A 26,674-nucleotide genomic window follows, 5' to 3' on the forward strand; every position below is an offset into this window, starting at 1 on the left:
GGGCTGTGCGCCCTGGGCGGCGGCTGCGTCGGATAGCGCTTTGGCAGTGCGCTCGGCGGCGCGTAGCTGGGCGACGGTTTCGGTGACATCAAGCTGTGTGCTGGTGGCATTGCTGCGGGCCGTGGCCGAGAGCAGCATGCCCTCGCCGGCGCGCACGGCGAGCCAGGCGTCGGTGCGCAGCTCGAAGCCGCTGCCGCGCCAGGGGCCACGGGTGGCGCTGAGTGGGTGGTGATGGATGAGGTGGCCGAGGCTGAATTGACTGGCGGCGCTGCTGGTGGCGAGGCGGGTGCACAGTTGGCCGGGCGCGTCGTCGGCCAGCCACTGGTTGAAACCGGCATCATGGTTGTGGCTCATCCAGCCGCTGATCACGCCGGGATGGTTGGCGCTCGAGTCGTGGCCGGCGCTGAAAGGCGGAAGCTCTTCTCCAGTAAAGGTCTGCCCGACAATGACCGGGCGGTCGATGTCCCCGCCGATGAAATCGACCAGGACTTCGGTGCCGATGCGCGGCAGGAAGTGGCTGCCCCAATTGGCGCCGGCCAGCCATTCGGCAACGCGGATCCAGGTGCCTGAGGTTTCGTCCCCTGGTGCGTTTGAGCCGCCCTCACGCTCGCTTTGTTCGCTGCCCGCAGAGGACGCTGCGCTGGCGCCAGGGGTGATCCCTTGAGCGGGGGCTGACAGTCCACCGGGGTTCGGCGCATCGCCGCGCTGCCAGTGAAACTGAACCTTGATGCGATGGTCTCGATCTGTGCGCAATGGGGCGTCAACGAGCCCCACGACCTGCGCGCTTTGTGGTGCGACAAAGGGCTTCGGGCAGGGGAGTGGGGCGATTGGCTGTGCGTAGGCTTGGGCGTCAAACTGGTTGCGGTAGCTGCCGGCTTCAATGTCTGATGATTTGAGCAGGCGTGCCATATTTGCGCCGAGGTTGTTGGCAGCCTGGTGGGAAATGGCAAGTGCGGTAAAGGTGTTGCGACCTGACGGGTATTGATCGTGGCCAGTGAGCGTAAAGGTGCTGGCGACAGCCATTGCGCGTGCGCTGCCTGTGCCTTGGAAGCGCTGAAACCGTGATTCGTGAGCGGCGAGAAGGGCGTCGGATCGTTGCGTTGCGGCCTGACGGCTTTCGAAGGGATAGGCGGCGCTGCCGTCATAGATTTCCAGCGGGGGGACGTTGCCATTGTCCAGCGTGCTGCTGGCTTCGCCGCCTGGCGCAGTGAGTTGTTTGTAGTCCCACCCGCTGAGACTGATTTTGTTGGTGAGTATCTGTCGAGTCTCGTGAAATCCTTGGATGCTGTCGGTGATTTCCGTTGCGTCGGCGCGATGGAAACGAATGGTCGGTTGGGTGCAGATGGGGCGTTCGGCGTGGCGATCGAAGACGACGAGTTTGTGGCGTGCGTGTGTGGCGTTGTCGCCCGCGGCGGCGTTTTGGTCGTGTTCAAATCGGTAGGACAGTCCCTCGGCCGAGAGCACTCTCTGTATGAATGCCAGGTCGGTTTCCCGGTATTGGGTGAGCCGGCTGTGGATGCGCAGGGTTTGCGAGACGTCGATGCGCCAATCGGCCTGGGGGTAGTCGGACAGGATTCTGTCGAGTGCCGTACGCACATCGACATCTTGAAACAAGTAGCAGTTGCGTCGGTGCTTGAGCAGTGCGAGCCAGGGCGCTACGTCGAGTCGATACCGCGCCAACCCGCCGTCCGAACCGAGTTGCAGCGCCTGGGTGACATAGCCGTGCCAGCACCGATGCGCGCCGTCCGCCAATTGCAGGCGAAGCGTGATTTCTTCGCCGATCAGCGCGTTCAGGTCAAAGTATGCGTGCGCTGAGAGGCAGTCGATTTCGAACAGGAAAGGCTGTGATACCGACTCGCGGCCGGTGAAACGTTCGACGAGCAATGCGGCGTCGGGCAGAGCTGTTGATATTTCTATCAGCCGGTTTTGCTGTGAGATCAGCGCGGCAAACGGGAATGGGGTCATGATTGGCGCAGCCCTTGCAGACGTTGAGTTCAGGGCAGAGTGATCGTTAAGGTGGGTGCGCGCGGGGCGAGCTGGACGATGTCCTGGAAGGGGGCCATGGTGTCATGCGTGGTTCGTTGGGCGTAGCTGTTGAGTGCGAGATAGGCGAGCAGGCCGAGCAGGGAGAGGACCGAGCCGATGACCCAGACGGGCACTTCACGCTTGAGGGCGTGGGTGATCTGGTCGGGCGCCATGGCGCGAGGTGCAAAACTGGCGGCTTTGCCTTTGAGGTGGGCGATTTGCTCACCGACCTGGGCGGTGAGGTACTTGAGCTTTTCAGGCCCTTCGAGCAGATACTTGCCCTTGAAGCCGAGGAGCAAGCACATGTGGAAAACGTCGAGCGCGTTGAGTCGGCTGGCGCCGCCGTTTCTCGCCGCTTCGAGCTTGTCGAAAAAGTGTTCGCCAGCGAGTTGATCCCCGAACAGGGCCAGTTGCAGCGGACGTCGCTCCCAGGTGTCGCGAATGGCGGAGCGGGAAGAGAGAATCGTTTCATCGACGGTGGCGCAAAAGGCGTACTTGGCGTCGAAGATGTCTTCGGCGCTGAAGTGATGCTTTTTGGCCGTTCGTTCAAAGTTGGCGAGAAACTTCTGAACGTGTGAAGTGAAGCGGTCCGCGTCACTCGGTGCCGTTTGGTTTCGCAGCAAAATCAGCATGTAGAACCCGTCGTAAAGCAGATCGACCAGTGTTCGGGCGCTGGATTCGATGGCTGGCGGACGTGGCGCGGGCGTGGCGTCGCCGAAAAGGGTGGGCGGTGAATTCATGGGGTGACGGCGATGAGTTCGAGTTTGAGGTCTTGGTAGCTTTCGGGGGCGTAGATCATGATGGACTGCGCCTTGAGCATGCGTTCGTATAGCGCGCCCGTGGTGTCGAGCGCGAAATAGCTTGCGCCGGGTCGAACCGGGATGGCTGCCGGGACTTGCGCCGCGTGGCTGATCCGAACGCCCGACATAGCCGACAGTACGAGTTTTTCGACATCGTCCGGGGCGCCTACTTTCAGACGCAAGGGGACCGACTCGATAAGCTCGGACTGAGGGTGAGCCGCGCTGACAGAGAGGTAGAAGGTGGTGTCGCTGGCGATTTTTTCCGAATCGAGACGCCCGGCATGGAAGGCGGGTTTGGGTTGCGTAAGTGCAATGGAAAAGTATCGTGTTGAAATGACCGTATCGAGCAGGTCGCGCAGGATTTTGTCGAGTTGGGTGAAGCACGCGCCGGGGGCGCCATGTTCGTAGGCGGGCAGATCGTCGAGCGCGTGATGCTTCGAGAAGGTCATCAATCCACCGGCCAGACGAAGCAGTTCCTGAAACAGTCGTTCCGGGTGAATGTCTGGGTTGCGGAACAGATGTGTCAGCGCCGCACAAGCGCTGCTGGCAGTATGAAGCAGCCAGAACGATGCAATGTCGCCGGAGCGGAATTCAATGATGTTCTGCGAGGGTTCGCGATGAAAGCCATAGAGCGCATCGACTTTTGCGCGAAGCGCGTCGATCTGACGGCGGAGCATGAGATAGAGCAGCGGGGCACTGCGCAGACTGGTGGCCGGGGGCAAAAATGCAGGATCGCGTTCGAACCCGTCACTGCTGGTCCGCCGTATGCGAAGTAGCGGAAGCGTCGCGTATTGGTCTCGTGGCTCGCTGGCGGCTTTAAGATAGGCCAGCTTGCTGAGGTAGGTGATTTGCGCATCGGCCGCGTCAGTAAAGAGGTCGGCTGTGTCTTTGGGTTCGATAAGAAACCGCGCATGGCTGCCGTCGCGACTGCCCTCGACGCAGTTTCCTCCGTGATTTTTGAGCTGATGAATTGCCAGATGGAATGTGATGCCGCCCTGGTCGGAGACGAGCGCGTCCAGGGCAACCGGTGGCGGAAGCTGGTCAATGTCCGGGGCCGTAAATGATGTCCCGTCGGACATCACGACATCAATGCGATTGAAGCGCAGCGTGCCGGTTTTGAGCGCTTCGATATCCAGTGCAAGGTCTTTGACGCCCCACGCGAAGGGTTGGGCGGTCATGAGTGCATGACGGCTCAAGGCCTCGGCATACGCATCCTGTTGCTGGAAATGTTGTGGCCGAAGAAAAAGCCCTTCGCCCCACAGTATTTTTGCACTCTGCATCACTATCCCTTGGCTACCCGTCGCAGCTTACGCCCGACAGTGTTCTTGATTGATCGGCCGGTTGGGCGCCCGACACCACCCCGCGGCCAGCCGTCAGTGCGCAGGCATGTGCGCCGACCGTGATGCCTGTTTCTTGTGACGCGACCGCGTCAAACGTGAGCTTCCAGCGGCGCTGGGCCGGCGATCGGAAAAGGCCGACGACGCCAATGGTTGTACTGTCGGCAGTCAGCTTTTGGGTGAGGTCGTAGTTTTTTCCCGGTATGAGAACGACGTCCTCGACCGCGACCAGGTCCTCGCCCAGCACGGCTTTTCCCGCATCGTCGCCGCTCGCTGCGGGGTAGGGAAGTTCGCCAAACGCACGCCCATTGCGTAGTTGATAGACCCGCACCACCAGCGACAAGGATTGCCCAGAGGGGGTGGTGTTGAGTTCTTTTCCGGCAGAAATTCGCATTGGCACCTCAACGCCCTTTTGCTCCTTATTGCCCGCGTCCGTCTTGATGCCGGAAAGCTGCATCGCGATGTTGACGGCAGTGCCTACCGCTTGCACGGCGCCTGTTGTGGCGCACCCGGTATTTGTCGCCACTATCGCGACAAGCAATGCGAGAAGCTTTTTCTGGAGCGTCATTGGCCCATTCGTCGATCTGCTGTATATGACATGGTCACTTTTTGTAGCGACATGCTAGCATGCGCACGTCGTATGCAAAACGCGTTGTTTTTGTCGAGGCGAGACTGTACTATCTCGCACTTTCCAAGGCAAACATTTGTCATATTGTCGGCGTCGTTGTGCGCTGTGAATGAGGATAGTCATGAGTTTGACGCGTTCCGTTTGGTTGTTTTTGGCGCCAGTTGTGCTGTTCGGCCTCCAGGCTTGCGCGACGAAGCCCTTGCCCTTGTCGCAAGAGGCGTTTTCGTCGGCCATGGCGGTGTCGGGTGTGAAAGTCGACGTGCTCGTCGGTGAAGCCAAACTGGATGAGGCGGTTGGATTGCTTGCCAAGATGGCGGAAGACAATCCTGCTCAGAAGGAACCCTGGGTGCGTATGGCACGAATTCACTTTGAGGCCGAAAACTATGGCAATGCCATCGTTGCTGCAGATGAGGCCTTGCAGCGCGACAGCACGGATATGACAGCCAAGGGCTTGCGTGCGGTCAGCGGTTTGCGGGTTGCTACACAGTCGCTGGCCGAGCTTCGTGATGACACGAATCTGAAAGGTTCCGCCCGGGCCGATGCGCTCAGTCTGGCGAAGGTGTTGCGCGAAACACTTGGTGAGGATGTCTTGGTGCCGCCGGTGTCTGCCGAAGCCAAGCGTCGCGAGGAGGAGCTCGAAGTGCGTGCCAAGCCGCGCAGGAAGGTGCGCCGCGCGCCTGTTGCGGTCGCGCCTTCACCGGCAACACGGTCCCCAACGCCGCTGCCTGTGGATGGTGATCCTTTTAGCGTACTCAAGTAGCTATTGAATCGATGCCGGCTGCGCACCACTTGTCTGTGCGGGGCGACGGTGAACCCGTGTTGAACATCTGATTGGAGACGTACTGTGGCAAAAAAAGAGAGTGTTCAAAAACGATTGCAGAAGGTGCGGCCTCCGCGCGTGCAACTGACCTATGACGTTGAGCGTGGCGACGCAATTGAGCAAAAGGAGTTGCCTTTTGTCGTGGGCGTTCTGGGTGACTATGCCGGGCAGTCCGAGCAGCCACAGGGCAAATTACGCGACAGAAAATTCGTCAATGTCGATCTCGATAATTTCGACGATGTCATGGCGGGTCTGGCGCCTCGTGCGGCGTTCCGTGTCAAAAACCGCCTGACGCCAGAGGGCGGCGAACTTGCTGTCGACCTGACATTCAACCGCTTTGACGACTTTCGTCCCGAGTCCGTGGCGGGCCAAGTGGCGCCTTTGCGTCGTTTGCTGGAGGCGCGTTCAAAAATCGCCGATTTGCGCAACAAGTTGGCCGGCAATGAGAAGCTGGAAGACCTTCTTGTGGATGTGCTCAAGAGTACCGAGCAGCTTCAGCAACTCGGACACAACGGTGATCAGGAGGGGGGCGAATGAGTACCCAGATGGCGACCCAGGCCGCAGTGACGGAAGCGCCCGATGCAAGCCTGCTTGACCGGATCATTGAAGATAGTCGCGTGGCACGTTCCGACAACGAGCGGGCGCGCGCGAGGGACATCATCAGCGAGTTTGCCAGCCAGGTGCTCGAAGGCGAAGTGGTCGTCTCGGAGAATCTCGCCGCATCGCTCGACGCGCGCGTGGCGGAACTCGATCGACTGATCTCCGAGCAGTTGAGCGAGGTGATGCACGCCTCCGCGTTTCAAGCGCTCGAAGGTGCGTGGACCGGGTTGCACTATCTGTGCAAGCAGACATCAACCGGCGAACAACAGAAAATCAAGCTGATGAGTGCGACCAAGCAAGAGCTGGTCAGGGATTTCAAGACGGCGATCGATTTTGATCAGAGTGCGTTGTTCAAGAAAGTTTACGAAGAAGAGTTCGGCACCTTCGGCGGTGCGCCATTTGGCGCGCTGATTGGCCAGTTCGACGTGACACGTCAGCCCGAGGACATGTACTTCATCGAGCAGATGTCGCATGTGGCGGCGGCGGCCCATGCGCCCTTCGTTACGGCAGCATCACCTGAATTATTCGGGCTGGACTCCTTCACTGATCTCGGAAAACCGCGTGATCTGTCGAAAGTATTCGATACCGTCGAGTACGCAAAATGGAAATCCTTTCGGGATGCCGAAGATTCGCGCTATGTCGGATTGGCCATGCCGCGCTTTCTTGGGCGCCTGCCGTACAACCCGATCGATGGCATCACGACCGAGGGTTTCAACTTTGTCGAAGAGGTCGATGGGGCTGATCACAGCAAATACCTGTGGTGCAACGCTGCCTTTGCGTTTGGTGCGCGACTGACCAATGCATTCGAGAACTATGGCTGGTGCGCCGCCATTCGCGGGGTGGAGGGCGGAGGCTTGGTGGAAGACCTGCCCACGCACACCTTCCGCACGGATGAAGGCGAGATTGCACTCAAGTGTCCGACGGAGATCGCTATTACCGATCGCCGGGAAAAGGAGCTGAGTGACCTGGGATTCATCCCGCTGGTGCATTGCAAGAACACCGACTTTGCCGCCTTCTTTGGTGCGCAGTCGGCGCAAAAGGCAAAAAAATACGACACCGACTCCGCCAACGCCAACGCCTCCTTGTCGGCGCAATTGCAATACATCTTTGCCGTCTCACGAATCGCGCACTACATGAAGGCGATGATGCGCGACAAGATCGGCAGTTTTGCCTCATCTGCCAATGTTGAGTCCTACATCCAGCGCTGGATCGATCAGTACGTCACCGCCGATGACTCCGCGTCTCAGGAGACCAAGGCGCAATTTCCGCTTCGCGAGGCCTCAATCGAGGTCAGCGAAGTGGCGGGGCGGCCAGGCGTGTATCGCGCAGTGTCGTTTATTCGGCCGCATTTTCAACTTGATGAGTTGTCGGTGTCCTTGCGATTGGTGGCTGAGTTGCCGCAGTCGAGCAAGGGTTGATTTTTCTCTGTCATAACCCCAAGGGGGATCAAGCATGAAGGATATTTACGTCGAGTTTAAAGGGAGTGACATCAAGGGTGACTCCCGCGATGCCAAACACAAGGACACGGTCGAAGTGTCTGCGTGGAGCCACACCATTCGCCAGCCGAAATCGGCGACAGCATCGGGCTCTGGCGGTCACACCGCAGAGCGCGTCGAGCACGGCGAAATGATCTTCACCAAAGATATCGACGGTTCCAGCCCGAAGCTCTACCAGGCGTGCTCATCCGGTCTGGTGATCAATGACGTGGTGATTTATTTCTATCGCGCGTTTGGCGGCAAGAACACCACGGGCAATCCGTCGGGCACCCAGAACCGTCATCAGTACCTCAAGATCGAACTGAAGAACGCGATCATCGCATCGGTGTCGCCGTCGGTCAGCGATGAGGCCATTCCGCAAGAGACCTTCTCCTTGAAGTATTCCGCGGTGAAGTGGACCTACGACGAGCTGAATATCGACGGCAGCAAGTCCGGCAAAGTGAATATTCAGGGCGCCTGGAATCTGGCGAAAAACACCCCGAATCTGACCTGATCGATCGAGGTGAGACACAAGAATGACGGGGGCCCGACTCCGTCATTCTCTTGAGGCGCGTGATGAAAGCGTTCGAACCGTCGATTTTCGACAAGCTGTTTGACGAATCGCCAGTGCAAGCGCTACGTCGGCGCTTGAGCATGGATGAGCTCAAAGATTCGGTTGCCCGGGACCTTGAAGCCTTGCTGAATACACGCACGATCATCGATGAATCGCTCGAGTCGGACTATCCGCTCGCGCTTGGCTCGGTCGCCAGCTTTGGCTTGAACGACTTTTCCGGATTGAGTCTGGCAAGTGTCAATGATCGCCGGCGTATTTGCGCTTCCATCGAGCGGGCGATCGCCCGCCATGAGCCACGCCTGCGAGACATCGAGGTCGGACTGGAACTTGATCGCCGATCAATCAACGCGCTGTATTTCTTTATTCGAGGGGTTTTGGTGGTGCGGCCAGCACAGGAGCCGGTGAGCTTTGACGCCATGTTGCAGCCCACCACACTTCAGTACTCGGTCGGGCGCCAACGGGGGCGGAGCGGGAATAGCTAAATGGAAGAGCTCTTACCCTACTACGAACGTGAGCTGGCCTTTTTGCGAGGGCACTCCCGGGAATTCGCCGAGCGATACCCGAAAATCGCCGGGCAGTTATTGCTGTCGGGCGAGGGGTGTGACGATCCGCATGTTGAACGAATTATTGAGTCGCTCGCGCTGCTGACAGCGCGTGTGACAAAAAAGCTTGAGGATAGCTATCCGAATTTCACCGAAGCGCTGCTCAACGTGCTGTATCCGCACTATCTTCGCCCCTTTCCTTGTTGTTCGATTGCTCATTTCGACTCGAGTGGCGCCGAACTCCAGCTCTCGTCGTCCATCACAATTGCCCGAGGGACCGAGCTGTTGTCGCGTCCGATCAAGGGCGCAGTGTGCCGATTCAGAACAGCGTGGGATGTCGCGCTGTTACCCGTAAGGGTAAGCGGGCTCTCATTTGAGTCCGTTGCAAGGGCACCGGGTGGTGTTCGACTGCCCGTCGGTAGCAGTGCAATCTTGTCTTTGAGTCTTGACATCCCTCCGACAGAAGGGCCATGGCTGCGTGGCGGGGCTGATCGACTTCGGTTCTATATCGATGCTGAGCCGTCGGTTGCGGCGGCATTGCGGGATGCACTTTTTTTGAAGCTCGCCACGACTTATGCCGACACTGATGACGGCCATTGGCGCATTGCCGGCGATGGGGTGCTGCACGAGGTCGGTTTTGGCGATGCCGAAGCGCTGATTGATATGCCCGCCGCAGGGCACGCCGCCTATCGTCATTTGACGGAGTATTTTGCCTTCCCGGAAAAGTACAACTTCTTTGACTTGAACTTGCCCGTGTTGCCTGCGGCATCCAAGCAGACGCGTCGGCTCAGCTTGCATTTCGTGTTTACGGGCTTGCGCGCTGACGGCGACGCATCACGTTTACTGCAAACATTGAGTACTCAGAACTTGCGGCTCGGTTGCGTGCCGGTTGTGAACCTGTTTTCACAGCGCGGAGATCCGATACGGATGACGCATCGTAGCTCGACCTATCCGGTCGTGGCCGATGGCCGTCGTGCGTTTGCCTATGAGGTCTACTCGATCGATTCGGTGCGACGGGTTCGCCAGAGCGCCCACGGGGAGTCGATCCAGGAATATCGGCCATTCTTTTCCTTGCGTCATGGTGAATGCCCGGAACAGCAGGGCAACTATTGGTATGCCCAGCGCAACCCGATCGTGGCCGAGCAGAGTCCAGGATTTGAAACCGAGCTGTCCTTGGTGGATGCTGATTTCGATCCGGCGGTACCAAAAACCGATGTATTGAGCCTGACGCTGACCTGCACCAACCGCGATTTGCCGACATTCATGAGCGTCGGCATGCCGACGGGCGATCTGTTTCAGGAGGGCGGTGCGTCAGCGCGCTCGATCCGGCTGCTAAGAAAACCGACCCAGCCATGCCGCTTCGATCATCGCCATGATGGACAGTGGCGTCTGGTGTCGCATCTTGCGCTGAACCATTTATCACTGACCAATAGTGGTTTGAGCGCTTTCAAGGAAATGCTGACGCTGTATGACATACAGCGCACCGCGAGTTCGCGTCAGCAGATCGATGGCATTCAGGCGATCGAGCAGCGTGATGCCACGGCCTGGTTGCCGGGCAAGCCCTTTGCCAGTTTTGTTCGCGGGCTCGAGGTTCGGCTGACGCTTGACGAGTCCAGTTTTGTCGGCAGCGGGCTGGACGTGTTTTGTCGGTGCATCGACCGCTTTCTTGGCCTGTACGTTCATCTCAATAGTTTTGTTCAACTGATTCTGATTTCCGGGCGATCCGGGGAGGAGCTGATCCGATGTGCGCCGCGCACCGGCGAATCGATCCTGCTCTGATCGAGCAACTCGGCGAAGCGCCTCAGCAGTTCGAGTTTTTTCAGACGGTTCGACTGCTCGAACGCTGGATGCCATCCCTCACCGGGCGGATCGGTGGGGATTCGGTGTCGTCGCATATTCGTTTTCGAAACTCTTTGTCGCTCGAATTTGCCCCGAGCGACATTGAACACCTCGAGATGCCGCCTGCTGCGTGCGACGATCAACCGGATGTGCCGTGCCGGGTCGAACTAACGCCGCGCTTCATCGGACTGCTTGGGTTGCATGGTGGTTTGCCCATCCATTACTCCGAGCGCCTTTCGAGTCTGGACCGGGCCCAGCGAGACGAGGGGGCCCAGGCTTTCTTCGATCTGCTATCCAATCGTGCGGTGGGTCATTTTTACCGCGCCTGGAAAAAGAATCGCCTTCCGATTCAGTACGAAACCGATCGAAAAAATCGCTTCCTTCCCCTGATTCTTGGCTTGGCGGGGCTTGGCTTCGATGCCTTGCGCGACCGTCTTCACGACGCGCCGGGCGCCATTGATGACGAGTCGATTGCGCGCTTCGCCGGTCTTTTGCGACAGCGTCCATTGTCCGGCGTGGCACTCCAGTCGATGTTGTCGGACTATTTCCGGGCGCCGATCCGGATCGAACAATTTGTCGGCAAGTGGTACGCGTTGCCGACCGAGCAACGCTCTGTCCTGGGGGGCACGAATGCCGCCTTGGGAAAAACCTGCCTTGTTGGCGAACGGGTATGGCAGCGCAACCTGCGTGTGCGTGTGCATATTGGCCCGCTGGCGCATCCGCGCTACCGGCAGTTTCTGCCCGATGGTGAGCTGGCGGCTGTGCTCGACAAGCTCCTGACGCTGGCGACCGGTGCGCAGTTTGAATACGAAATCCGCCCGATACTGCGTGCCGCCGATGTCCAGCCCGCCTGTCTCGGCGGCGCCCCTGGCGTACGGCTCGGCTTTGACAGTTTCATGCTCACCCGCCCGGCAACCGAAGACCGCAGCGACACGGTCTTCGAACTACACGCGACCCATTGATTGAATGACAACCCACCGGTAAGCCATGAGCACCTCTCTCAAGACCCTGATCAGCAAGCTCAACACCCCCTGCCGTAAGGCGGCGGAACGTGCCGCCACCATTTGTATGTCGCGTGGTCACTACGAGGTCGACCTCGAGCACCTCTTCCTCAGTTTGCTGGAGCAAGCGGACAGTGATTTTGCGGTCATTGCAACGCGCTGTGGTGTGAGCCCAAGCGCGCTCGAGCGCGATCTGATGGCCGAAATTGGCCGTTTCAAAAACGGCAACAGCCGCACGCCGGTGTTCTCGGCGCATGTGCCGAAGCTGCTCGAGCAGGCCTGGTTGATTGCCTCGCTGGACGCGCGTTTGCCGCGCATTCGTTCCGGTCATTTGTTGCTCGCATTGCTGACCGATTCCGATCTCGCGCAACTGGCCACACGTGCGTCGGTGCTTTTCAAGCAGATCAAGCTTGAGCAACTCAAACACGATTTCGATGCCCTGACGTCCGGTTCGGCCGAGGCGCAAGCGCTTGCCCGTGTGCCTGCCGGCGAGGATGAGGGCGCGCCACTGGCGGGCGCGCCAACGCCACACACCGCTGCCGTCGGCAAGACGCCCGCGCTCGATCAATTCACCACCAACCTCACCCAGCGTGCGCTCGACGGGAAGATCGATCCGGTGATAGGGCGGGATGCCGAGATCCGCCAGTTGATCGACATTCTCATGCGCCGGCGTCAGAACAACCCGATTCTCACTGGCGAGGCGGGTGTGGGGAAAACGGCCGTGGTCGAAGGACTGGCGCTACGCATCGCGCTGGGCGATGTGCCGCCGCCACTGAAAGACGTGAGCCTGCATCTGCTTGATCTCGGGCTGCTTCAGGCCGGTGCCAGTGTCAAAGGTGAGTTCGAGAGCCGCCTCAAGAACGTGATTGATGAGGTCAAGCAGCGCCCGACGCCGGTCATCCTGTTTATCGACGAGGCGCACACCATGATCGGCGCGGGCGGACAGAGCGGACAGAACGATGCGGCCAATCTGCTCAAGCCTGCGCTGGCGCGGGGCGAATTGCGAACCATCGCGGCCACGACCTGGGCGGAATACAAAAAGTATTTTGAAAAGGATGCGGCGCTTGCCCGACGCTTTCAGGTCGTGAAAGTGGACGAGCCGTCCGAGCCACTGGCTGCCGCCATGTTGCGCGGCATGGTGCCCTTGATGGAATCGCACTTCGGGGTGCGCGTGCTCGACGACGCGGTGACTGAAGCGGTCCGCCTGTCGCACCGATACATCAGTGCGCGGCAGTTGCCAGACAAGGCCGTCAGCGTGCTCGATACCGCGTGCGCCAAGGTCGCGCTCGGCCAGAGCGCCACGCCGGCGTTGATTGATGATGCGGAAAAACGTCTGCAGCGCGAGCGTGCTGAACTCACGGCGCTGGAACGCGAGGCCGCCACCCACGCCGGCCACCAAGCGCGTATCGCCGAACTCGTGACCTTTATGGCGCAAACCGAGGCATCGCTGAGCGCACTGCGCGCGCGATGCGACGAGGAGGGTGAGATCGTCATGCGTTTGCTGGCACTGCACCAACAGCTCGAGCGTCGTGGCCAGTCCGATGCACTGACCGAGGACAGCGACCACGCGTTGGCGCGCACGCAGCTCGCGGCGCTCACGACGCGCCTGCGCACCCTGCAAGGCGACAGCCCGATGGTGCCGCTTCAGGTCGATGGCGTGGTGGTGGCCGAAATCGTATCCGCCTGGACGGGCATCCCGTTGGGCAAGATGCTCAAGGACGAGATCAATACGGTCTTGAATCTCAAATCGCTGCTCAAGGCGCGGGTGATTGGGCAGGACCATGCGCTTGAAGCGATTGCGCAACGGGTCCGCACCGCGCGGGCGAATCTGGATGATCCCAATAAACCGAAGGGCGTGTTCCTGTTCGTCGGCCCGTCGGGCGTGGGTAAAACCGAAACCGCACTGGCACTGGCCGATGTGCTCTACGGCGGCGAGCGCAAGTTGGTCACCATCAACATGAGCGAATACCAGGAGGCGCATTCGGTCTCTGGCCTCAAGGGCTCGCCACCGGGTTATGTCGGCTATGGCGAAGGGGGTGTGCTGACCGAAGCCGTGCGGCGCAATCCCTATAGCGTGGTGTTGCTCGATGAAGTCGAAAAAGCCCACCCCGACGTCCTCGAACTTTTCTTTCAGGTGTTCGACAAGGGCGTTCTCGACGATGCCGAGGGGCGGGAGATCGATTTCCGCAACACGCTCATCATCCTCACCAGCAATGTCGGGTCCAGCCAGATCATGCAGGCCTGTCTCAACAAGACGGCCGCAGAGCTGCCAAGTGCCGACGCGCTGGCGGACGCCTTGCGCCCAGTGCTGTATACCGCGTTCAAGCCGGCCTTCTTGGGGCGCATGAAAGTCATTCCCTACTACCCGATTTCCGATGATGTCTTGCTCAGCATCATTCATCTCAAGCTCGAACGAATTCGGGAACGTGTCAGCGCCAACCACAAGGCGGTGTTCGGATGGGACGCGAAGCTGGTGGATACCGTCCTTGCGCGGTGCACCGAAGTGGACTCAGGCGCGCGAAACGTCGATCACATTCTCAACGGGAGTTTGCTCCCCGAGATGGCCGAAGCCGTGCTCACCCGCATGGCCGACGGCGCTGCGATCGCCCGCATCAAGGTCAGTGCGACCAAGAGCGGCGACTTTCGCTACGCCATCAAATAGGGCGGCTTCACTTCGGAGGGTAACCCCCCCTTTCTACGGGGCCTCAGAAGGATAGGTCATGCTGCAAGAGCCAGCTTGTGCTTCGGGGTGATGCCGCGAAGGGCCATGTTGGGGCGTTCATGATTGCAGGATCCAGATCCATCACGTTGCAGGCGCCTGGACTGGGGGATGGATTCGGACAGAGAATGGATGAGTCAGTCGTGGCGCACGCTGCGGTTGAATCGTTCGATGCAGGCGTTCTGCTGTGGGTTTCCGGGGCCAACTCACGCCAGCCGGTCTGTGGCTCATGTGTTTGAGTGCTTTCTCGACAAGTATGTCGATCCGACTCGCCCTGTGCCTCTATCTCGGTTGCGAACAGCAGGGTCCGTGTTGCAAGCGCTAGTTCAGCGCCAGGGTTGGCGGTTCGTGGCGACAAGCCATCGGAATCCCGACAGTAGATCGGATCTCGCCAAGCCGGTATGATCAGTTTGCATGACAAATAGCTATTTATCGGCATCGATCTCATCAGACACCAGTGCCAGCTTTGGCCGAATCGAATGGGTTCTTCAGGGGCTGATCATATTGAGTCTCCTGGCGTTTGCGCTGGAAACGCTACCTGATCTGTCGCCGGTTCAGTTGGAGGCGTTGCATGGCTTTGAAGTGTTTGCGACGGTGGTGTTTACGGTTGAGTATGTTGCGCGTGTGTGGCTGACGCGCCCGTGGCGGCGCTATGTGTTCAGTTTCTACGGCTTGATCGACATGCTGGCGATTGCGCCGTTTTACCTGTCGCTTGGGGTCGGGAGCGAGTCGCTGCGATCGCTCCGGCTGCTGCGCCTGTTTCGTATTCTCAAGCTGGCGCGTTACAACGTGGCCATGCTGCGCTTTTATCGCGCCTTGGTGATTGCGCGCGAGGAGTTGATCCTGTTTGGCGCGATGGCGCTGATTCTGCTGTATCTGGCCGGGGTGGGTGTGTATCAGTTTGAGCATGTCGCTCAGCCGGAGGCGTTTCGCTCGGTGTTTGATGGTTTGTGGTGGGCGCTGTGTACCTTGACGACGGTGGGCTACGGCGATGTGTATCCGGTCACTGCGGGTGGCAAGCTGTTCACTTTTGCGATTCTGGTGCTTGGTCTGGGGGTCATCGCCGTGCCGGTGGGCTTGGTCGCGTCGGCGCTGACGTTGGCGCGGGAGGAAATTGAACGCGCTACGGGGCAGGGAATGCAGAACCTATCTGCCCGCCCAACGGCTAGCAGTGACGATTGATATCGATGGGTTAGATGCCCAAAAAACAAAAAAGCCCGCATTGGCGGGCTGTCTTGCGAGTGGTGGGCGGTACTGGGATCGAACCAGTGACCCCTGCCGTGTGAAGGCAGTGCTCTACCGCTGAGCTAACCGCCCACTCGAGAAGAGCGCGCATTTTAGGCGGCGTTTGGGCAGACGTCAAGTCGCCTGCGATCTTTCTGAATTGACGTAGAATACGCGCTCGATTTTTATTGCTTAGATCAGCCCATGGCCACCCCTGTTCGCACCCGTTTTGCCCCGAGCCCGACCGGCTTTCTTCACATTGGTGGTGCGCGCACTGCCTTGTTTTCATGGGCGTTTGCCCGGCATCACGGTGGTGAGTTCGTGCTGCGGATCGAGGATACCGACGTCGAGCGCTCGACGCCCGAGGCTGTCCAGGCGATTCTTGACGGCATGAACTGGTTGGCGCTGGATTGGGACGAAGGCCCGTTCTACCAGATGCAGCGCATGGATCGTTATCGCGAAGTGGTGGCCGAACTGCTGGCCAAGGGTCTGGCTTATCCGTGTTATGCGAGCCCGGCAGAATTGGATGAGATGCGCGAGGCGCAGCGTGCCCGCGGCGAGAAGCCGCGCTACGATGGCCGTTGGCGCCCGGCGCCGGGCAAGACCTTACCGACGCCCCCGGCGGGTGTCGACCCCGTGATCCGTTTCTGCAATCCGACCGAAGGCGCGGTGGCGTGGGATGACCTCGTCAAGGGGCGCATCGAGATCGCCAATGCCGAGATGGATGACCTGATCATCGCGCGGCCGGATGGCACGCCGACCTATAACTTCTGCGTGGTGGTGGACGACTGGGACATGAAGATCACGCATGTCATTCGCGGCGACGACCACGTAAACAACACGCCCCGGCAGATCAATATCCTACGTGCGCTGGGCGCCGAGGTGCCGGCTTACGCGCATTTGTCGATGATTCTGGGCGACGATGGCCAGAAGCTGTCGAAGCGGCATGGCGCAGTCAGCGTGATGCAGTATCACGAGGACGGTTATCTGACCGAGGCGGTCATCAACTACCTCGCGCGCCTGGGCTGGAGCCACGGCAACGATGAGGTGTTCTCGCGCGATCAGATGGTCAACTGGTTCGATCTGGACCACATCACGCCCTCGGCCGCGCAGTTCAACACCGAGAAGCTCAACTGGCTGAACGCGCATTACATCAAGGCGACCGACGACAAAGTGCTGGCAGCCGACACTGCCAGTCGCTTGGCGCGGCGTCAGGTCAATCCCGAAAATGGCCCGGCGCTCGATACGCTGGTGGCCTTGTACAAGGAGCGGGTGTCGACGCTGAACGAGTTGGCCGATGCAGTGGAGGCGTTTTATATCGATGTGCGCCCCTCGGAAGAATTGCTCACGCAGTACCTGACGGATGCGTCGCGTGCCGCGCTGGCCGATCTGGCCGACGAGTTCGATGCTTGTGACTGGCAGCGCGAGGCGATCAGCGCGGCGATCAAAACGACCATGAAAGCCCACGGGCTCAAGATGCCTCAGGTGGCGATTCCCTTGCGGGTGTTGCTGGTGGGGCAGCCGCAGACGCCGGCGATTGACGCGGTGGTGGAGGCCATGGGGCGGGAGACCGTACTGGTGCGTTTGCGACGCTATCTTTGATTGCGTGTGGCGCCAGCAACCCCGCTGCGGCGGGGTTTTTTATTGCTCGTGCCGGGGCTGGCTGAGGTCGGTCTCGGCTTCGATCCAATAGCTTTGTTTGTGGCCCAGCGCCTCGAAGCGCAGGCGTTCGCTGTCGGCCTGCGGGTAGCTGAGGTGGCGCAGCATCACGAAGCGGTTGCCATTGTCGTCGAGCCGGCACAGGCGATAGACGGGCAGGGTCTGGCTGCGCTCGATGGCTTCGGGGACGGTGTCGCCACACCGAAAACCGGCGCGCTGGGCGAGCGTGTTGAGGTGTGACAGCCGGCCGTTGCGCCAGGTGTCCATGCCCTCGCCAATGCAGGCCGTGGTGTGGCTGACGGTGGCGGCGATGACGCCGACACGCTCGAGCACCGCCAGGGCCGCGATGCCGGCCTGGTGTTTGCCGACGCCGGCATCGTTGAAGAACGCCATGCGCGGTGGGTTGCCCTGCGTGTAGTCGGCGGCGCTGAGTCCGCCGTGCGAGCCGCAGACCACGATCTGGCCCCGGTCATCGGGGCACAACTCGGCGATCGAGTCGAGGATGCGAACGTTTCCGAACGGGAGATCGATGGTTTGGCGCATGCCGTCGATTGTGGCGGATTTGCGTGTGTGCGTGTTCGGTCTGCTGGCGGGCTTAGAAGTCGGCCCGGCCGGACTCGGCCAGACGGCCGCCTTCGACCCGGACCCGGTCGCCTGCCATCCAGGTCGGCGGCTCATCCTGATCGATGGTGCGCACGCTGCCGTCGTTCATTTCCACCGTGATGCGATAGCGCGTGGTGGGCGTGACATTGCGCTCGACGTTATGACCGGCGACGCCGCCGATCACCGCCCCGGCGATGGTCGCCAGATCCTTGCCGCTGCCTTTGCCGACCTGGTTGCCAAGCAGACCGCCGACCACGCCACCGGCGATGGCACCGATGCCACTGCCTTTGCCGCGGCGATCGAGGGTTTCAACCCGGGTGACGACACCGCAGTCGGGGCAGTAACGTTGGACCGGCTGCACGACGGGGGCCGGTTGCGGTGCCGGACGCGGCGCTTGTGCGAGCACTGGTGCCGGCGCGGGTTTGGGCTTCGCGACGACGGGCGCCGGCGCGGGTTTGGCGATGGGCTCGACCGGCGCTTTCGGCGCGGGCGTCGCGTCTTGAATCGGCGCGGCGTCGACGGTGGGCACCGGCGAGACATCCGCAGGTGTCAGCACAGCGACGGCCGGAACCGGCTTTTCGGTGGCCAGCAGTTCCGGCTTGAGTGCTGCCTCTGAGCCGGGCAACCAGCCCATGAAGGCGGCCGTGCCGGTCACGCAAAAAGCGGTGATGGCGGCGGCCATCAGCCATTGCATGGGGTGAAGTGTTTTGCGCATGTTCGCGGTCCCGTCAGTGGAAATCATGCGCATTTAACGTGACAGCGCATCTTCGCGAGGACAGCGGAAAGAAAGCCTTACAAATGCGCCGTTCAGCCGTCGTTGGCGAAGCGGTCGCGTCGCGCGCGCCGGAGCACGAAGCGGCCCGGGTCGATGGCATCCACCAGATCGCGCTCCAGCGGCAGCGGGTCGCCATCGAGCTGGCTGGCCAGGGTTTCTGCCACGATGGCCGACCACACCAGACCGCGCGCGCCGAACCCGGAGATGGCATACAGGCCCGGCTCGCGCACGACCTTATCCAGTGAGGCGTCAGCCGGATAGCGGCCGGGCGCGGCGATGGCGCCGACCATGGGCAGGCGGTCTGGCGAGGCGGGGCGAAACCCGACCCGCCCGGCCATCGTGGCATTGTCGAGCGTGCGGCTGAAGCCCGGCAGGATGAAGTCGAGCTTGGCGAGGTTGTCGGCGTGCTCGCTCTCGCGTAGCGCCGGGTCATCGTCATCGACCAGAAACGTTGCACCGGCAGAGCGCAGGCCATCAATGGCAGGGCTCACATAGCCGAGTCGGCAGACCACGACTTGGGGTGCGCTGCCTGCGGTGGCAGGCAAGTGGCTGACCTGACCGCGGGCGGCGCGTACCGGCAGGGTTTGGGCGACCTCGAGGTGGCGGATGCCGGCGCCGTTGGCGAGGATCACGCAGGTGGTTTCAGCGATCAGCTCGTCGTTGGCGTCATGGAGCTGCCAGTGCTCGCCGACGCGTGTCAGGCGGGCGACCGAGACGCCGTAACGCACGCTCAGGGCGGGGCCCGCGGCGGCAATGTTGGTGGCGCACAGGCTGGGCGGCTGCACCCAGCCGCTGCCCGGAAACCACCACCCGCCAACAGCGAGCGGCCAGTCGGCCAGCGCGCTGGCCTCGGTCTGATCCACGTAGCGCAGGTAGTCGGGGGGCGGCTGTTGGGTGTCGACCAAGTCGCGCTGACGGGTTTCGTGTGCCGGGTCGCGTGCCAGATGCAGGACGCCGGTGGGTGCCCAGCGCACGGCGTGGCCGGCGGCAGCCAAAGCGTTGAGGTGGCGGATGCCGGCGAGCGTGCCGGCGCGGGTGAGGCGGGCCAGGCGGTTGTCGTCGAGACTCGGCAGCGGGCGCAGCACGCCGGCCAGGTTGCCCGAGGCGCCCTGACCGGGGCCGTCGGCGGCGTCGAGCAGCTGCACCGACCAGCCACGCTTGACCAGGCGGTGTGCCAGTGAGGTGCCTGCCAGCCCGGCGCCCACGATGATCGCTTCGCGGAAGGTGTGCGCGGGGGCGCGCTCCGGCGCGCCAGCGATATGGCCGCGCAGCATTTCGCTCTTGCCGGTAAAGCCGCGCACTTTGTCGATACGGAAGCGGGCGTATTCCAGATGCTGACGGACTTCACGCGAGACCGACCAGGTGGCCAATGTGGCCACCGGTGCAGCAAGTGCGGCGAGCTGGTGGCAGAGTTTGGCCGACCAGAGTTCGGGGTTTCGCGCGGGGGAGAAGCCGTCGAGGTAAAAGGCGTCGACGCGCGCGTCGAGCTTGGCGAGCGCGGTGGACGCGTCGCCGAATATCAAGGTGAGGGCGATGCGCCCTTCGTCGAGCCACAGGCGATGCATGCCGGGCGTGAGCGTGGGCCACTGTGCGCGCAGGCGCGCCGACAGTGCGGCGAATTCGGGCCAGCGTTGGTGCGCGGTGGCGAGATCGGTGGCGTTGAAGGGGTGCTTTTCGATGGAGATGAAATGCAGGCGGTCACAGCGTTTCGGATCGTCGCGCCAGGCCGCCCAGGTGGCGAGAAAATTCAGTCCGAGGCCAAAACCGGTTTCGAGAATGACGAAGCGCGACTTGCGCTGCCAGCGGTGCGGCAGCTGGTTGCCTTCGAGGAAGACGTGGCGGCTCTGACCGGGCGCGCCGTGCTGGGTGTGGTAAACGTCGTCAAAACGGCGAGAAAAAGGTGTGCCGTCTTCGGCATGGTCCAGCGCCGCGGGCTCGATCCGCTCGTACATCAGTGGACGGTCGGCGGAATGTCGGTCGGGGCCGGGGTGGTGGCGTCGGGCAGGGGGAGCGTGTCGAGCGACAGATCCCACTCCGCCTTGGCCACGGTGCCACGGATCATGGCGCACAGCGCCTGCATCAGGTTTTGATCGCAGTCGAAGCTGACCTGTCGGGCGCGGGTCTCGCCCAGCATGACGCGGCACAGCGGGCCTTCGATCGGCTCGAGCCGGCTCTCGGTGGCGAGCAGCGGTTCGGCGCCCAGCGGGTGACTGAGGTTGTTGTCGTCGAAGGGGGCCTGGAAGCTGCCGGGTTCGGTGGCGTCCTTTGGCTTAGCCACGGGCATGCCCGGCGCCGCCTTCGCGAGATGGCTGTTCAGCATGCGCTGCAGACCCGGCCACAGTGCCTTGATGAGTCGCCGGGTGAGCAGCACGTTGATGCCTTCGCGTTGCGCGGTGGCGATGCGCAGCAGCAGGCGATCTGCCCGCGCATCGTAAGCCACCTGAAGTTGCTGGATCTGCATTGTGCGTCGGCTTACTCCGGGCGCATCTGCGGGAAGAGGATGACGTCGCGAATCGCGGGGCTGTCGGTCAGCAGCATGACCAGGCGGTCGATGCCGATGCCGCAGCCGCCGGTGGGCGGCAGGCCGAATTCCAGGGCGCGGATGTAGTCGGCGTCGTAGAACATGGCTTCGTCGTCGCCAGCCTCTTTGGCGTCGGCTTGCGCGCGGAAGCGCGCGGCCTGGTCTTCCGGGTCGTTCAGCTCGGAGAAGCCGTTGGCAATTTCGCGGCCGACGATGAACAGTTCGAAACGCTCGGTGACTTCCGGGTCGGTGTCGGAGGCGCGGGCCAGCGGGCTGACTTCGACCGGGTAATCGATGATGTAAGTCGGCTCCCACAGCTCGGCTTCGGCGCAGGCTTCGAACAGTTGCAACTGCAGGCTGCCCAGGCCGCCCGGCTTGACGCTCTCGCCGAAGGCATTGATCTTGGCCTTGAGCCATTCGGCGTCGGCCAGTTGCTCGACGGTGAAGCCCGGGTGGTATTTGCGGATGGCTTCGACGATGGTCAGGCGGTGGAAAGGCTTGGACAGATCGAGCTCGCGGCCCTGGTACTGGAAGACCTCGGTGCCCAGCGCTTCGCGCGCGGCGTGGCGGATCAGGCCTTCGGTGAAGTTCATCAGGCTCTGGTAGTTCGCGTAAGCCTCGTAGAACTCCATCATGGTGAATTCGGGGTTGTGACGCGGGCTGAGGCCTTCGTTGCGGAAGTTGCGATTGACCTCGAACACCTTCTCGAAACCGCCGACCACCAAGCGTTTGAGATAGAGCTCGGGGGCGATGCGCAGGAACAACTCCATGTCGAGCGCGTTGTGGTGGGTGGTGAAAGGTTTCGCCGAGGCGCCGCCGGGGATGGGGTGCATCATCGGCGTTTCGACCTCAAGGAAGCCGTCTTTCATCATGTAATTACGGATCGACTGCACCATGCGGCTGCGCGCCACGAAGGTGAAGCGCGACTGCTCGTTCATGATCAGGTCGAGATAGCGCTGGCGGTATTTGGTTTCCTGGTCGGTCAGGCCGTGGAATTTTTCGGGCAGCGGACGCAGGTTTTTGGACAGCAGGCGGATTTCGGCGCAATTGACGGTCAGCTCACCGGTCTTGGTCTTGAACAGGGTGCCGACCGCACCGACGATGTCACCGATGTCCCAGTGCTTGAAGTCAGCATGCACGTCTTCGCCCACGCCCTGGTTGCTCACATACAGCTGGATGCGGCCGGAGAGATCCTGAATGGTGGCGAAGCTGGCCTTGCCCATGACGCGCTTGAGCATCACGCGGCCGGCCACGCGCACTTCCACCGGCGTCTCTTCGAGTGCTTCGCGGGTTTTTTCGCCATAAGCCTCATCGAGCTTGCCGGCGGTGTTCTCACGCGAGAAGTCGTTCGGGTAGGCGCGCCCGGATTCGCGCCATGTCCGCAGTTTTTCGCGGCGCTCGGCGATGAGGTGGTTTTCGTCGGCGGAAGGCGTGGCGTTTTGTTCTGACATGTGTGGCTCGTTTGAATGATGGCGAGTCCGGCGCCGCGTCGTGGATGCACGCTGGCGCCGAAAAACCGCAATTTTCTCATAACCGCCGCGAGAAGTCGCTCGCGACGGGGTGTTCGTGCCAGGCGCCGGCGCATAAACAGCTTAATGATGGCGATTCGGTGCCGTAATACGAAAGACCTGTGGAAGACACGCATGCGAACCCGGACTGGCGACTCTCTTCTGGCCTTGCTCAAGGCCGCGCAACATCTGACCTCACTGCATGCGAGAGAGACGCTGTTGCGCGCGTTCTGTGTTGGCGTCCAGCGCGCGTTGCGCGCGGAGCGTTGTGAGCTGCGGGTGCTGGGGGTCGGGCTGGGGCGTCGGCAGCTCAAGAGCATCGGTTGGCGCAACAAAGCGGGCGCTGGCGGCGATTGGGACGATGCGGTCGACGGCCTGGACGGTCAGGTGCAAGACGTGTTTCTGGCGCAGGCGATCGACAATGGCGCGAGCGTGACCCGAGTCCACGATGCGGATGGCTGGCGGATGGCGTTTCCGGTGTTGCACGCCGGTCGTGTCCGATCGATTCTCGATGTCCATGCCACCACGGCGATTGCCGCTGTCACCGTCGACGGCGTTCGGGCCTATGTCCATTGTTTTGAGCGCTTGATGGCGCACTGGGACTACGCCAATCTGGATACTTTGACAGGCTTGCTCAACCGCAAGACCTTCGATGAACAGTTTGACCAGTTGATCGCGGTGGCTGAACGGGCGCGACGCCAGGACGGGGAGCGACGCGAAGATTCGGAGCTGCCCAGCCCGGCGTGGCTGGGGATTGTCGACATCGACCACTTCAAGCACATCAATGACACCTGGGGCCACCTGTTCGGCGACGAAGTCCTCATCCGCCTGGCCGACTGCATGCGCAGCGCGTTTCGCAGTTCCGACAAGCTGTTCCGTTTCGGTGGCGAGGAGTTTGTGGTGATGTTGCGCAACGTGCCGGCCGAGACTGTGAGCAGCATTTTCGAGCGTTTTAGGATCGCGGTCGAAACGCATGATTTTCCGCAAGTCGGGACCGTCACCTGTTCAATCGGATTCGCCCAGGTTGATGATCGGCTGCCCCCCGCCGAACTGCTCGGTCGTGCCGATTCAGCGCTCTACTATGGTAAAGAGCACGGTCGGAACTGCGTCTGGGCCTATGAAGACCTGGTGGCCGCTGGCGAGCTGGTCAGCACCACGGCGACCAGCAGCGCACAACAGGACGCCGACGAATACTTCTGACCGGGCGGCGTCCGGCGGTCAGTCTCGTTGGCGCTGCAGCACCCCGATTGGCGGCGCCCACTCTTCTGCCGGTGGTTTTTTGCGCGTGACCAGCGTGAGCTGCGCCGGCGCAAATACATTGGCGTTGTGCGTGACCGGGGTGGTGATCAGATATTGCGCGCGCGTGGCCCGCAGGAAGGCGCCGACACGGTCGATGTTGGCGACATCCAGGTGCGCAAACGGCTCGTCGATGAACACGAAGCCGCCGGGGCGGGTGTCGTCCATCAAGAGCGCAATCAGCAAAATCAGCGACTTCATCACCTGCTGGCCGCCCGAGGCCTCGCCGTCGTTCAGGCCGACCGCGCCCTTGCGGTCGAAGTCGAAGCGCACATCGAGTCCGGAGCGGTGCAGGGCGGTGTCGTCGTTGTCCAGGTGCGGCACCGGGCAGTCCACTTCGACATGCGCCAGCTCGCCCAGGGCCTTGAGGTTGCGGCTGTACTGGCGCACCGTGGCGCGCAGCTTGCCGATGTAGGCGCCGCGCGCCTCGTCGGTGTGACGGCGGGCCGTGGCGCAATAGCCCTGGCGGGTGGCGTAGTCGCGCTCGCGGCGGCCGAGGTCGTCGAGCAGGCGGTCGCGCAGGGTGAGCACGGCGGCGTCCTGCACCCAGTCGCCTTGCTCAATTCGCAAGCGCAGGCGCTCGGACTCGGCGCGTGCGCTGCGGGCGTCGCCGTAGCGCTCGGTGAGTGCTTCGATGCCTTCTCCTCGGCGCCAGCCGGCGGGCATGCCGCGACGCAGCCGGCGCAGGCGTTGCACTCGCTGGGCTTGCGACTGACGGCGCGGGCGGTCTTCGCTGTCGAGCAGGCCGAGGCGTTGTTCATGCGTGGCCAGTTCGCGTCGGCGGCGGTCGAGTTCGATCTGGATGCCGTTGAGTCGCTCGCCAATGCCATCGAGCGTGGCCTGCAATTCGGTGCGCTCGGCAATGGCGTCGGTCAGCGCTTTTTTCGCGACGGGCAGATCGCCTTCCGCTTCGGCAAAGGCTTGCGCGCGGGCAGCCAGTTGTGGCGCGGCGCTGAGGCCGAGCAACTGGCTGCGCAGGGTGTTGAGGCGGTCGCGCAGCACATCCATTTGCGGGCGCAGCGGGCTGAGCGCCTTGTCGAGCTCGCGCACATCGGCCGAGAGCGCGTCGATGCGCGCCTGGCGGGCCAGCTCGCCAAAGTGAAACTCGCGAGGACGGCCGAGGTGGCGGGCGCCGCGGCGCTCGCGGTGATAGGCATCGCGGGTGATCCACTCGGTATCGCGCGACAGCGCGCTGCCGGCGGCGGCGTCTTCGACGCGGGTGATGCGGTTCAGCAGGTCGGCCAGCCAGCGCGGCACCGGGCCGGCAAAACGCACGACTTCGGCCAGCGTGTCGCGTTGGGCGGGCGGCGCGTTTTCGCAGTCGGCGACGATGAAGTGACGGAAGCGCTCACGCTCGCCCAGCGCCCAGGCCTGATGGCGGTCGGCGGCGCGCTCGAGCAGCAGCACGTGGCGGTAGGGGCGCAGCACGGCCTCGATGGCGCCTTGCCAGGCGGCGTCGGTGATCTCGATGGATTCGCTGAGCGCGCTGTGCGCGATGCCGGCCTCGGTCAGTACGGCGCGGAAGGCGCGCACTTCGGGGTCGGAGGGCGGGCTGCTGCGTTCATGCGCGTGGGCCAGCGCGTCCTTGGCGGTTTCGAAGCGGGCGACGAGCTCGCGCTCCTGCGCGCGCAGCGCGGTCAGCTCGGCTTCGACCGACTCGTGTTCGGCTTCGATCGCGACGGCGTCCTGGCCCTCTTCGCGGGCCAGCAGTTCGCGCAGGGCGTTGCGCTCGGACAGCACACGTTCGAGATCGCGCACGCGGTCGTGGGCACTTAGGTGGCGCTGTTCGGTGTCCAGAAACTGGCTGCGGGCCTTGGCGCGGGCCTTCTCTTCGGCCAGACGCTCGGCGTCAACCTGGGCGATGCGCTGGCGGGCGGCGAGCAGGCCGGACTGGCGCTCGCGGCGCTCGCCGTCTTGTGTGCGCAACTGGCTGCGTTCGGCACGGATGTCTCGGCGCAGCTCAAAGGCTTCGAGGCGCGGAATGATTTCGGCGTCGAGCGCCGAGCGCTCGTCGGTGATCTGCTTCCATTCCAGATAGCGATCGGCCTCGAGGCGCTTGGCTTCGGCCTGGGCGCGCAGGCGGTCGAGGTCGATGGACAGGCTGTCGAGCTCGCGCTCGGCGTTTTGTTGCTCTTCGCGCGCGACGTCGTAGTTGTCGAGCACTTCCTTGTCGCCGAAGACATCGAAGACCAGTTCGAGCAGGGCTTTGGGCGCGTATTCGCACAGCTTGTCGGTGTCGCCTTGCTCCAGCGCCAGCACCTTGGCGATGGCCGGGGTCAGGCCGCCGGCGGCGAGACGGCTTTGATAGTCGCGCAGGCCGATCCAGTCGTTGCTGGTGTCGAGCGCTTCAATGTCGACGTCACCGTCGACGATGGTGTAGTCGCGCGTCCACTCGCCGCCTGCGCGGCGGATGCGGCAGGCCAGGGTGACGGTGTCGGCAAGGCAGGGGAAGAACGGTCGCCGCCCGGTGGCGCCGGGCAGGTTGGCGACGGTGGCGCGGATCCACGCATGGCTGCGGTTGGCGCGGCGCACATAGCGGCGGAAGTCGCGCTTGCCCGAGCAGCGCAGCGCAAACAGTGTGCGCAGGGCGTCGAGCAAGGTGGTTTTGCCGGAACCGTTGGGGCCGACGATGGTGATGATCTGGGCGTCCAGCGGCAGCGTGAAGCGGCGCCAGAAGTCCCAGTGGACCAGTTCGATCTGTTTGATATGGAACATCGTTTTCGGCGTT

Annotated in this window: 21 protein-coding genes and 1 tRNA gene; 11 read left to right on the top strand and 11 right to left on the bottom strand. The window is 62.2% G+C overall.

Features of this window, described 5'->3' with window-relative positions; translation table 11 throughout:
- The 4 genes from FHP89_RS13315 to tssJ form a co-directional block, all read right to left on the bottom strand.
- Nucleotides 1-1,965: type VI secretion system Vgr family protein (locus FHP89_RS13315; protein WP_144178323.1), on the bottom strand; the 1,965-nt coding region annotated here is incomplete at its 3' end.
- 29 nt (nt 1,966-1,994) lie between these two features.
- Complete coding sequence (gene icmH, locus FHP89_RS13320) at nt 1,995-2,765, bottom strand: type IVB secretion system protein IcmH/DotU (RefSeq protein ID WP_144178325.1); 771 nt, start codon at nt 2,763-2,765, stop codon at nt 1,995-1,997.
- Nucleotides 2,762-4,105 (bottom strand): type VI secretion system baseplate subunit TssK, encoded by a 1,344-nt coding sequence (tssK, locus tag FHP89_RS13325; RefSeq protein ID WP_144178327.1) that lies wholly within the window; start codon nt 4,103-4,105, stop codon nt 2,762-2,764. Before tssK ends, icmH begins: the two co-directional genes overlap by 4 nt.
- A 13-nt stretch (nt 4,106-4,118) precedes the next feature.
- Complete coding sequence (gene tssJ / locus FHP89_RS13330; RefSeq protein ID WP_144178329.1) at nt 4,119-4,730, bottom strand: type VI secretion system lipoprotein TssJ; 612 nt, start codon at nt 4,728-4,730, stop codon at nt 4,119-4,121.
- A gap of 181 nt (nt 4,731-4,911) precedes the next feature.
- Between tssJ and FHP89_RS13335 the strand changes: the two genes are divergently transcribed.
- The 9 genes from FHP89_RS13335 (at nt 4,912) to FHP89_RS13375 (ending at nt 15,542) form a co-directional block, all read left to right on the top strand.
- Nucleotides 4,912-5,550: a tetratricopeptide repeat protein gene (locus FHP89_RS13335; protein WP_144178331.1), complete on the top strand. Its 639-nt coding sequence runs from the start codon at nt 4,912-4,914 to the stop codon at nt 5,548-5,550.
- A gap of 84 nt (nt 5,551-5,634) precedes the next feature.
- The gene (gene tssB, locus FHP89_RS13340; protein WP_144178333.1) at nt 5,635-6,147 is read left to right on the top strand and encodes a type VI secretion system contractile sheath small subunit; all 513 of its coding nucleotides are present in this window, start codon (nt 5,635-5,637) and stop codon (nt 6,145-6,147) included.
- On the top strand, nt 6,144-7,628 hold the full coding sequence (gene tssC / locus FHP89_RS13345; protein ID WP_144178335.1) for a type VI secretion system contractile sheath large subunit: 1,485 nt from the start codon (nt 6,144-6,146) through the stop codon (nt 7,626-7,628). The genes tssB and tssC overlap by 4 nt, the downstream gene beginning before the upstream one ends.
- 34 nt (nt 7,629-7,662) lie before the next feature.
- Nucleotides 7,663-8,199 carry an Hcp family type VI secretion system effector gene (locus FHP89_RS13350; protein ID WP_144178337.1) on the top strand — a complete coding sequence of 179 codons (537 nt, stop codon included), beginning with the start codon at nt 7,663-7,665 and terminating at the stop codon, nt 8,197-8,199.
- 62 nt (nt 8,200-8,261) lie between these two features.
- Nucleotides 8,262-8,741 (top strand): type VI secretion system baseplate subunit TssE, encoded by a 480-nt coding sequence (gene tssE, locus FHP89_RS13355; protein WP_144178750.1) that lies wholly within the window; start codon nt 8,262-8,264, stop codon nt 8,739-8,741.
- Nucleotides 8,742-10,580 (top strand): type VI secretion system baseplate subunit TssF, encoded by a 1,839-nt coding sequence (gene tssF, locus FHP89_RS13360; protein ID WP_144178339.1) that lies wholly within the window; start codon nt 8,742-8,744, stop codon nt 10,578-10,580. It begins immediately after the preceding gene.
- Nucleotides 10,544-11,602, top strand: a complete 1,059-nt coding sequence (gene tssG / locus FHP89_RS13365; protein WP_144178342.1) for a type VI secretion system baseplate subunit TssG — start codon at nt 10,544-10,546, stop codon at nt 11,600-11,602. Before tssF ends, tssG begins: the two co-directional genes overlap by 37 nt.
- Nucleotides 11,603-11,627: 25 nt before the next feature.
- A complete protein-coding gene (gene tssH, locus FHP89_RS13370; protein ID WP_144178343.1) occupies nt 11,628-14,303 on the top strand; it encodes a type VI secretion system ATPase TssH in 2,676 nt (891 codons plus the stop codon).
- A gap of 471 nt (nt 14,304-14,774) precedes the next feature.
- Nucleotides 14,775-15,542 (top strand): ion transporter, encoded by a 768-nt coding sequence (locus FHP89_RS13375; RefSeq protein ID WP_144178345.1) that lies wholly within the window; start codon nt 14,775-14,777, stop codon nt 15,540-15,542.
- Nucleotides 15,543-15,602: 60 nt separating this feature from the next.
- Here FHP89_RS13375 and FHP89_RS13380 read toward each other — a convergent pair.
- A tRNA-Val gene (locus FHP89_RS13380) sits at nt 15,603-15,677 on the bottom strand.
- Nucleotides 15,678-15,788: 111 nt separating this feature from the next.
- On the opposite strand from FHP89_RS13380, the gene gltX reads away from it, so the two are divergent.
- Nucleotides 15,789-17,186, top strand: coding sequence for a glutamate--tRNA ligase (gene gltX, locus FHP89_RS13385; protein ID WP_144178347.1), 1,398 nt, complete (start codon nt 15,789-15,791; stop codon nt 17,184-17,186).
- A 39-nt stretch (nt 17,187-17,225) separates the two neighbouring features.
- On the opposite strand, the gene FHP89_RS21210 is transcribed toward gltX, so the two are convergent.
- The 5 genes from FHP89_RS21210 to lysS all read right to left on the bottom strand — a co-directional run bounded on the left by FHP89_RS21210 (nt 17,226) and on the right by lysS (nt 22,593).
- Nucleotides 17,226-17,786, bottom strand: coding sequence for a hypothetical protein (locus tag FHP89_RS21210; RefSeq protein ID WP_186300339.1), 561 nt, complete (start codon nt 17,784-17,786; stop codon nt 17,226-17,228).
- A 52-nt stretch (nt 17,787-17,838) separates the two neighbouring features.
- Nucleotides 17,839-18,561 carry an outer membrane lipoprotein gene (locus FHP89_RS21295; protein WP_313792188.1) on the bottom strand — a complete coding sequence of 241 codons (723 nt, stop codon included), beginning with the start codon at nt 18,559-18,561 and terminating at the stop codon, nt 17,839-17,841.
- A 92-nt stretch (nt 18,562-18,653) separates the two neighbouring features.
- Nucleotides 18,654-20,573: a bifunctional tRNA (5-methylaminomethyl-2-thiouridine)(34)-methyltransferase MnmD/FAD-dependent 5-carboxymethylaminomethyl-2-thiouridine(34) oxidoreductase MnmC gene (gene mnmC / locus FHP89_RS13400; protein WP_144178349.1), complete on the bottom strand. Its 1,920-nt coding sequence runs from the start codon at nt 20,571-20,573 to the stop codon at nt 18,654-18,656.
- Entirely contained in the window at nt 20,573-21,082 is a 510-nt protein-coding gene (locus FHP89_RS13405; RefSeq protein WP_144178351.1) for a hypothetical protein, read from the bottom strand. The genes mnmC and FHP89_RS13405 overlap by 1 nt, the downstream gene beginning before the upstream one ends.
- A gap of 11 nt (nt 21,083-21,093) precedes the next feature.
- Entirely contained in the window at nt 21,094-22,593 is a 1,500-nt protein-coding gene (lysS, locus tag FHP89_RS13410; RefSeq protein ID WP_144178353.1) for a lysine--tRNA ligase, read from the bottom strand.
- 192 nt (nt 22,594-22,785) lie between these two features.
- On the opposite strand from lysS, the gene FHP89_RS13415 reads away from it, so the two are divergent.
- On the top strand, nt 22,786-23,850 hold the full coding sequence (locus tag FHP89_RS13415; RefSeq protein ID WP_186300320.1) for a GGDEF domain-containing protein: 1,065 nt from the start codon (nt 22,786-22,788) through the stop codon (nt 23,848-23,850).
- Between the two features lie 18 nt (nt 23,851-23,868).
- Here the strand turns inward: FHP89_RS13415 and FHP89_RS13420 are convergent, their stop codons facing one another.
- The gene (locus FHP89_RS13420; protein ID WP_144178364.1) at nt 23,869-26,661 is read right to left on the bottom strand and encodes an AAA family ATPase; all 2,793 of its coding nucleotides are present in this window, start codon (nt 26,659-26,661) and stop codon (nt 23,869-23,871) included.
- Between the last annotated feature and the right edge of the window lie 13 nt (nt 26,662-26,674).

Origin of the sequence: Denitromonas ohlonensis, assembly GCF_007625205.1 — a bacterium.
Classification (GTDB): Bacteria; Pseudomonadota; Gammaproteobacteria; order Burkholderiales; family Rhodocyclaceae; genus Nitrogeniibacter; species Nitrogeniibacter ohlonensis.